Raw genomic sequence first — 6,000 nt, forward strand, 5'->3', positions numbered from 1 at the left:
GAACGGTGCGAAACGGGCACAGCCAGTGCTAGAGCAGGTCGAGCTGGGGCTCAGGCATGGCAGGGAGCTTGCCGCTGCGCCAGCGATCCTCGCTCTTCAGCACCTCCATGCGCTCGGCGGCGAAAGGCGCGCGAAACTGGAACTCGATCACGTCGCTGATCGAGCCGCGGAGCCAGAGCGCATATTCATCGGGATCGAGTAGCACGGGCATTCGATCGTTAGTCGGCATCACTACGACATTGGCGTCCATCGTCATGCCGGCATAGACCGGCCCGAACTCGGGCGTGTTACGGCAAAAGCCCGCCCAGCAGACAATTGGCTGATCCTTCACCGAGAACCAGGTGCGCGTCATTGCGCCCGACGGCCCGTCGGGATTACCGAAATGGGTGAGCGGAATGAGACAGCGGTAGCGTGGATTGATCACAATCTGCTCCCACATCGGATTGGTGAGATCGGCGACAAGTCCGATGCGTCCGGGTGGCTCGCCGCGCAGTCGCATCTCGCGCGTCAGTCTTGGAAAACCCCAGGTCAGCCGCTTCAGCAAACGCCGTCCCTGATTCTCGATCACGATAAGGTTGGGACAGCCCTTGATCACCTCATAGGGGCACGTGACTTCGTCGTTCGGTTCCGCATCGAAGTGGCGCGCAATCTCCTCGACACTGGCCATAACCGCATGAAGCCTGGACATGATCTGTTTCCGCTTACCCCGACTCGTTGGCCGAGCCTAACATAGAACAAATTACGAACAAATCGAAATAGCATCGGCGCCGCCGCCAAGAGTAATTCATCTTATACCTCAGCAACTTAACAGAGAGATGTTGCTAATGTTCTTCCTTTGTTCTGATAATGGGACATGCCGAATCCCCAACCCTTTTCGCTCGACGATCTGCGCCTCCATCTCAGCATCAAGCTGGCGGTCGCCCCGCGCTTTTGGTTCCGTGACCTCTGGGCGCCAAAGAACCGGTCGAAGGACGTGGTACGTGACGCGCTGACGGAACATCTCGTCCATGGCCTGTACAATCTGGAAATGCGGCGGCTCATCCCCGACTACGAGCCCGATCCCTTTGCAACCGCGGGCGCCCGCTCCAGCCTGCCGCCCAACGATCCTGCGGGAAAGTCATGAACGTCGCCTCGCCCAATCCGATCAAGGATCTGTTCGACGCGGCGGCGCGGCACAAGACGGTGCGCTTCACCTGCCGCTGCGGGCATAGTGCGATCTTCGACGGCCACGCGCTGTGGTGGCGCTTCGAACGCAAGGGCTGGGACGCTTCCCTCAGTAAAGTCCCCAGGCACATGCGTTGCCTCAAATGCCGCGCGCTGGGCCGGCCTAAAATCGCACCCCGCCTCGAACTCACCGAGCTCGATAACGACGCTGACCTGCCGATGCCGAGTGAAGAAGACTGGAAACGCGCGCTTCGAATGCGACGCTGACTGGAAGGAAGGAAACGAATGACGATTCTGATCGAACCCCATCGCGATCGGCTGAGGATCTCTGGCGATATCGAACAGGTGATCACGCTCACGCCCGATGAAGAGGGCCTGGCGCGGTTCTCGATTGGGCTCAGCGACGGGACACTGCTTGCGGTGCGCTGGGACGGGGTGAGCCACAGCTTTGCGGTCGCGCGCGACGGAGCTGGCATCACCACGATCCGGCCCAAGGGGGCGAGCGAAAGCGTGCGTCATGATTTCCCTATCGACTGGGCGGTGGTCGTACCCGAGGGTGAGGTGGCGGAACGGCGGCCGTGCGGATCGCCGTTACCGCTGTTTCCCGAACATGATGCGGTGGCGATGAGTGCATGAAATCGTGTTGCGCGTGACGGGCGTCCGACAGCGGCCTCCACGTCACGCGGCAGGCGTCAGCGCACCAGCCAGAGCGCCGCGCCACATGCGAGTCATCCGACGACGAATAGGAGCAGGATCGCGAACTCGAGTTTGAGCACGCGGTCGTTCGGCTTCACGGCGTGCCGCCGGGCAGCTGTTGCCGATGCGATGTTTGTGATCCCAGTCGGAGCGATAGACGGCGTGATGGCTACGCAGTTGTGCGCAGCTCAGATTGACCCCACCTGCCGCGACCGAGGCGATGGTGCGGCCATAGCGATCCTTCTTGATGCGCACGATGGCGAGCTGCGCACCCTTGATGAGGCGCCGGAGATTGTCGCGGCTTGCGAGTGGGTCGCCCGGCGCGCATCGGCGACCGGGCGGGCAGCTGCCCAATTCAGGCGCGTCGATGGCAAGCAGCCTGATCCGTTCCTTGCCGCACCGGAGGCTGTCGCCATCGGTCGCGATACATGCTGCCGTCAAAACTGCCGCCGCCATCAAGCCCAGGATCAATCGCAACCCACTCCGTCATTGTCCCTGTCGAGATGGCGTCCATAGCCTGGATCGCCGCGTCGTACAGGGGCAGCACCCGCCGCGCGCGCGGCGGTGCAATTGGCAAAGGCGCCGCCACCACCGCCCGGCAGCCCTTGCCGGCGCGGGCTCGCTCGTGTTTGAGCGCTGAGCCGCGCGGTGGCAGTGATAGTCGCCTGTCTAGCGATTGGTGTGACAGCCCCCCGCGTCGAGGCCACCTGGATGTGCCGGCGCCGGGGGGTTGACGAAGAGCAAAGGAAGACCGCCCAGCTGGCATGCCTTATGAACTACGGCATGCTGATCGTCTGATCGCGACGCACTCGGCAGCGATTGCGTGCTGATCGGGGTGACTGCCTAGCCAAACGGGTGCGGAAGTAGCGTGCGGAAGGTTCCGGGGGACGCCTGCCCGACCAGCCTGGCGAGCCCGAGACGGAGGCCATCACCGCCTGTCCGTCGTCGAAACCTTTGGCACAGATCGCGGCGCAGATTAGCGGAGAGCGGGCCTCGTCTGGGGGTTGATGTTATGCGGCGAGCCTGCGGTGTTGCAAGCGCCGATGCTCGATGGTCTGTCGCTTGATCCTTTCGCGCTGTTGGATGATGGCCGGGGCCCTGCCGAAATAGGCGTCGGCACCAGTAAAGCGGGCCGGAAATTTCATGAGTTAATGCGCCAGAATGGATGCAACTGCTTGACGCACGCGCATTTTTCGGTCGGCGCAACACATTGTGCGCAATATTGCGCGCAAGGCAATGGGCTCAAATTGAATGACATGACCGTCGCGCGGACACTGATGCGGCGTCGACAAGACGCTTTGCAGCAAGGAGAGTCGTGATGAGCACAATGCCGGTTCGCGAAGTCGTCGAAAGCTGGGTCCACATCATCCCGAAAACGGTACTTCAGCCGCTCTCGGATGATCAGGCGTCCGCTACCGCCCGCGGCAATTTTCTCGGCCAGGACACATCGGACCCCGATGCCAAGGGCACGGCGATCTATACCGACACCAACAATCTGCCGACGGCCATCGCCAGCATCCTTAATCACAGCCAGACCCGGGCCAATTTCCATCCCGCCAATACGCCGCCCGAGCAGCTGGCGGCCGCGTTTTCGGCCTATGTCGCCGAGATCGACAAAAATCCCTTTTTTCATCTCGAAACAAGCGAGAGCGACAAACAGTCCTTCTATTCGAGCGACTACAATCTTCTGATCGATCAGGTCGTCAATCTCTACAAGGGCGTATCGTCTGAAGACATAAATCAGATCAAGGACTCGATCACCGATATGGCGAAATCGGTTTTTGGCCAGGAAAAATCCGAGCAGTGGAAGAATCTCTTCTCGCAATCGTCGATCGACATGAGTGATCTCTACAACCCGAAATTCTATCTCTATTATACGTCGCTCCACATGTTCCACGAGAAGAGCGGCAAGTCGGAAGTCAAGGAACAGGATTATGAAGTCCGCACCACGACCTATCTGATCCTGCCTGATCTCATCAAGGCGCATGCGGAAACGCTTGCCGGTCTCGACAAGAAGTCGGTCGATGACTGGCTCGATGGCGCAACCTCGCCAGAACGCCCCAACGCGCAGCTCTGCTTCCGGCCGACGGCCTTTCGCCGCTGACTCTTCGGGCGGCGACCATGAGCGCCGCCGTTGCAATCAGGAGAATTTTATGCCTTTGCAACCCGAACTGGCGGGCCGCCAGACGAGCCCGCTCACCCTCCCTTCGGAAGTCGTGGCATCACCCGATGCCGGCCCCGGCCAACCATGGACAGACGAGGATTTTCGCAACGCCATTCCCGAAACCCCGCCGCGCCCGAGCCGGGCACCCGGCCTCGAAGGCCCGCGTCGCGTCGAGGACCCCTGGCCGGCGACCTTCGTGCCGCCCAATATCGGCACCCCGCCCTATGACGCCCTGTGCAAGATCTTCTACAGGCGATCGGGCATTCCCTATGTCGCCAGCGCGTGGATCGTGACCGGAAATACTGGCCGGAAGGGTATCATCACCTCGGGACATGTCGTCTATCAGAACGGTACCTGGTCGCAGGATTATGTGGTGTGCCGCGAATATAGCCAGGGCGTCTGGATCGAGGAGCTCAGGGGGAATTTCGCGCGGACGCTCAATGGTTGGATCCACGGCCACGGTATGCGCGAATTCTGGGACATAGGCGCTGTCATACCCTTTGCGCCCGTGCCCGACGCGACCCCCGCATTGCCGGTTACGTTCGGCTATGATCCGCGTCGCGCTCCCTTCGATTTCTTCTATGACGCCGGCTATCCGGCCAAGGCCGCGAACGGTTATCCCTTTGACGGGGAGCTGCTTTGGGAGAGCGACGGCCCGCTAGTCACCGTGCATCAGAGCGGCGACCAATATGTGCTCGAAGCCTATAACTCGATGGAGCAGGGCAGCAGCGGAAGCCCCTGGCTCGTCTACGACGCTTTGCGCGGCACCCATTATGCCGCGGGCGTGCAAAGCAGCGGATGGGACAACGTGCCATCCTCCTATTCGCCCTATTTCGATCAGCGCAATATCGTGCCGCTGCTGCGCGATATCGGGGTCTTGCGATGATGATATGCCGGTTTGTTCTTCGAACTCAGGAGCCGCCCTGCGACAAGGGCGGCTTCGTCTTTGTGGCTTCGAGCAGGCCGATCAGCAGTTCCGGGACTTCCGGGCGCAGCGTCCGGCATGTTTCGAGCAGCCGCTGCTCGGCGGCGGTGAGTCCCTGGGGCATTGTCGGTTCGGGGGCTCCACGGCCCAGCAAAAGCCAGTCCAGCGAGATGTCGAGCAGGAGGCAGAGCCGGATGGCGTGCTGGATCGAGATCGGATCGCCTTGAAGCCAGCGCGTCAACGAGCTCGGATTGACGCCAATCTCGCACGCGACCGCGTACCGCTTTCGTCGCCCTCGTAGATCGAGAGCGTGCTTCAGCCTACGCGCGCGCGCTTTTGACATCGTGGTTCCCCCGGGGCTTGGTCGAGCCCGCGAGAAGTTCATGCTCGAACGGCAATTGTCTCGTCTAATTTCCAGATGCATCCGTAGTGGTTTAAATCGTTGGGAGCTTGGCGGCCGGCCATTTCCGCCCGTGCGATCTGAAGAATGGCGGGGTGACCAATCGGCCGGTCTCCATCGGGATCTTCGCCTATGCCCGTCGGCTGCATGCGGCGCTCGATACGAGCGCGCAAAGACATCTAACGGATGACCGCTGGATTGTCCGTTGCACGGTCGACCGGATATCCGCTCCCGTCAGAGGCGGATACAGTCGGGCGCAAAGCAGCCCACCATCGCAAAGCTGAATGAATCGCGGGGCTTCGGGTAGACTGCGCAAAACTGCGAACGGCAATAATTATGCGCGAAGCTGCCGGCACCGCTTCGGGCTCACTTTGCGACCGCTGCCGCCGACATCTCGGCCGTTCAGCGCGTGCTTTTCGCTGCATGAAACCGGCCATTATGGGATGGCCCGCCCCTTTTCCCCGGCATCGGATATGATGCCGGTGTTCGAAAAGGAAAGGAACGGACCGATGTCTATTGTGATCCTTGGAATTGATCTGGGCAAGACCACTTGCAGCGTGGTGGGCGTTGATGGGCAAGGCGCTGTTGTTGTGCGCCGGTCGCTGCGACGCCAGACGCTGATCGATTATGTGGCGAAGCTTCCGGCCTGCG

9 protein-coding genes and 2 pseudogenes are annotated in these 6,000 nt (G+C 61.2%); 6 read left to right on the forward strand and 5 right to left on the reverse strand.

The genetic code is table 11. The annotated features are described in order from the left end of the window. Nucleotides 1–28 precede the first annotated feature (28 nt). A complete protein-coding gene (locus tag AC3WJD_RS18765) occupies nt 29–688 on the reverse strand; it encodes an SOS response-associated peptidase family protein (protein ID WP_492748264.1) in 660 nt (219 codons plus the stop codon). A 165-nt stretch (nt 689–853) separates the two neighbouring features. Here AC3WJD_RS18765 and AC3WJD_RS18770 point away from each other — a divergent pair, with 165 nt between their 5' ends. The 3 genes from AC3WJD_RS18770 to AC3WJD_RS18780 are packed head-to-tail and all read left to right on the forward strand — an operon-like array spanning nt 854 to nt 1,800. Further along, nucleotides 854–1,123 (forward strand): hypothetical protein, encoded by a 270-nt coding sequence (locus AC3WJD_RS18770; protein WP_492748265.1) that lies wholly within the window; start codon nt 854–856, stop codon nt 1,121–1,123. Beyond that, nucleotides 1,120–1,431, forward strand: a complete 312-nt coding sequence (locus AC3WJD_RS18775) for a hypothetical protein (protein WP_492748266.1) — start codon at nt 1,120–1,122, stop codon at nt 1,429–1,431. Before AC3WJD_RS18770 ends, AC3WJD_RS18775 begins: the two co-directional genes overlap by 4 nt. Nucleotides 1,432–1,449: 18 nt before the next feature. Next, entirely contained in the window at nt 1,450–1,800 is a 351-nt protein-coding gene (locus AC3WJD_RS18780) for a hypothetical protein (RefSeq protein WP_492748267.1), read from the forward strand. Between the two features lie 42 nt (nt 1,801–1,842). Here the strand turns inward: AC3WJD_RS18780 and AC3WJD_RS18785 are convergent, their stop codons facing one another. From AC3WJD_RS18785 to AC3WJD_RS18795, 3 genes and pseudogenes are all read right to left on the reverse strand, one after another. Next, entirely contained in the window at nt 1,843–2,301 is a 459-nt protein-coding gene (locus AC3WJD_RS18785; RefSeq protein WP_492748268.1) for a thermonuclease family protein, read from the reverse strand. 26 nt (nt 2,302–2,327) lie between these two features. Continuing rightward, nucleotides 2,328–2,567, reverse strand: a complete 240-nt coding sequence (locus AC3WJD_RS18790) for an excalibur calcium-binding domain-containing protein (RefSeq protein ID WP_492748269.1) — start codon at nt 2,565–2,567, stop codon at nt 2,328–2,330. A gap of 303 nt (nt 2,568–2,870) precedes the next feature. Next, nucleotides 2,871–2,984: pseudogene (locus tag AC3WJD_RS18795) on the reverse strand (PEP/pyruvate-binding domain-containing protein); the annotation flags it as partial. Nucleotides 2,985–3,178: 194 nt separating this feature from the next. Between AC3WJD_RS18795 and AC3WJD_RS18800 the strand changes: the two are divergent. Beyond that, nucleotides 3,179–3,964, forward strand: a complete 786-nt coding sequence (locus AC3WJD_RS18800) for a hypothetical protein (RefSeq protein WP_492748270.1) — start codon at nt 3,179–3,181, stop codon at nt 3,962–3,964. Between the two features lie 49 nt (nt 3,965–4,013). Then, complete coding sequence (locus tag AC3WJD_RS18805) at nt 4,014–4,910, forward strand: trypsin-like serine peptidase (RefSeq protein ID WP_492748271.1); 897 nt, start codon at nt 4,014–4,016, stop codon at nt 4,908–4,910. A gap of 25 nt (nt 4,911–4,935) precedes the next feature. Here AC3WJD_RS18805 and AC3WJD_RS18810 read toward each other — a convergent pair whose 3' ends face one another. Beyond that, entirely contained in the window at nt 4,936–5,373 is a 438-nt protein-coding gene (locus AC3WJD_RS18810; protein ID WP_492748272.1) for a helix-turn-helix domain-containing protein, read from the reverse strand. Between the two features lie 485 nt (nt 5,374–5,858). Here AC3WJD_RS18810 and AC3WJD_RS18815 point away from each other — a divergent pair. Next, nucleotides 5,859–6,000, forward strand: a pseudogene (locus tag AC3WJD_RS18815) (IS110 family transposase); the annotation flags it as partial.

Source organism: Sphingobium sp. FW306-1B-F04DB (genome assembly GCF_058781925.1).

What these genes read in the sequence shown, in the direction of transcription:
- AC3WJD_RS18765 (WP_492748264.1), bottom strand. Translation starts at nt 688, where the DNA reads ATGTCCAGGCTTCATGCGGTTATGGCCAGTGTCGAGGAGATTGCGCGC.
- AC3WJD_RS18770 (WP_492748265.1), top strand. Translation starts at nt 854, where the DNA reads ATGCCGAATCCCCAACCCTTTTCGCTCGACGATCTGCGCCTCCATCTC.
- AC3WJD_RS18775 (WP_492748266.1), top strand. Translation starts at nt 1,120, where the DNA reads ATGAACGTCGCCTCGCCCAATCCGATCAAGGATCTGTTCGACGCGGCG.
- AC3WJD_RS18780 (WP_492748267.1), top strand. Translation starts at nt 1,450, where the DNA reads ATGACGATTCTGATCGAACCCCATCGCGATCGGCTGAGGATCTCTGGC.
- AC3WJD_RS18800 (WP_492748270.1), top strand. Translation starts at nt 3,179, where the DNA reads ATGAGCACAATGCCGGTTCGCGAAGTCGTCGAAAGCTGGGTCCACATC.
- AC3WJD_RS18805 (WP_492748271.1), top strand. Translation starts at nt 4,014, where the DNA reads ATGCCTTTGCAACCCGAACTGGCGGGCCGCCAGACGAGCCCGCTCACC.
- AC3WJD_RS18810 (WP_492748272.1), bottom strand. Translation starts at nt 5,373, where the DNA reads ATGCATCTGGAAATTAGACGAGACAATTGCCGTTCGAGCATGAACTTC.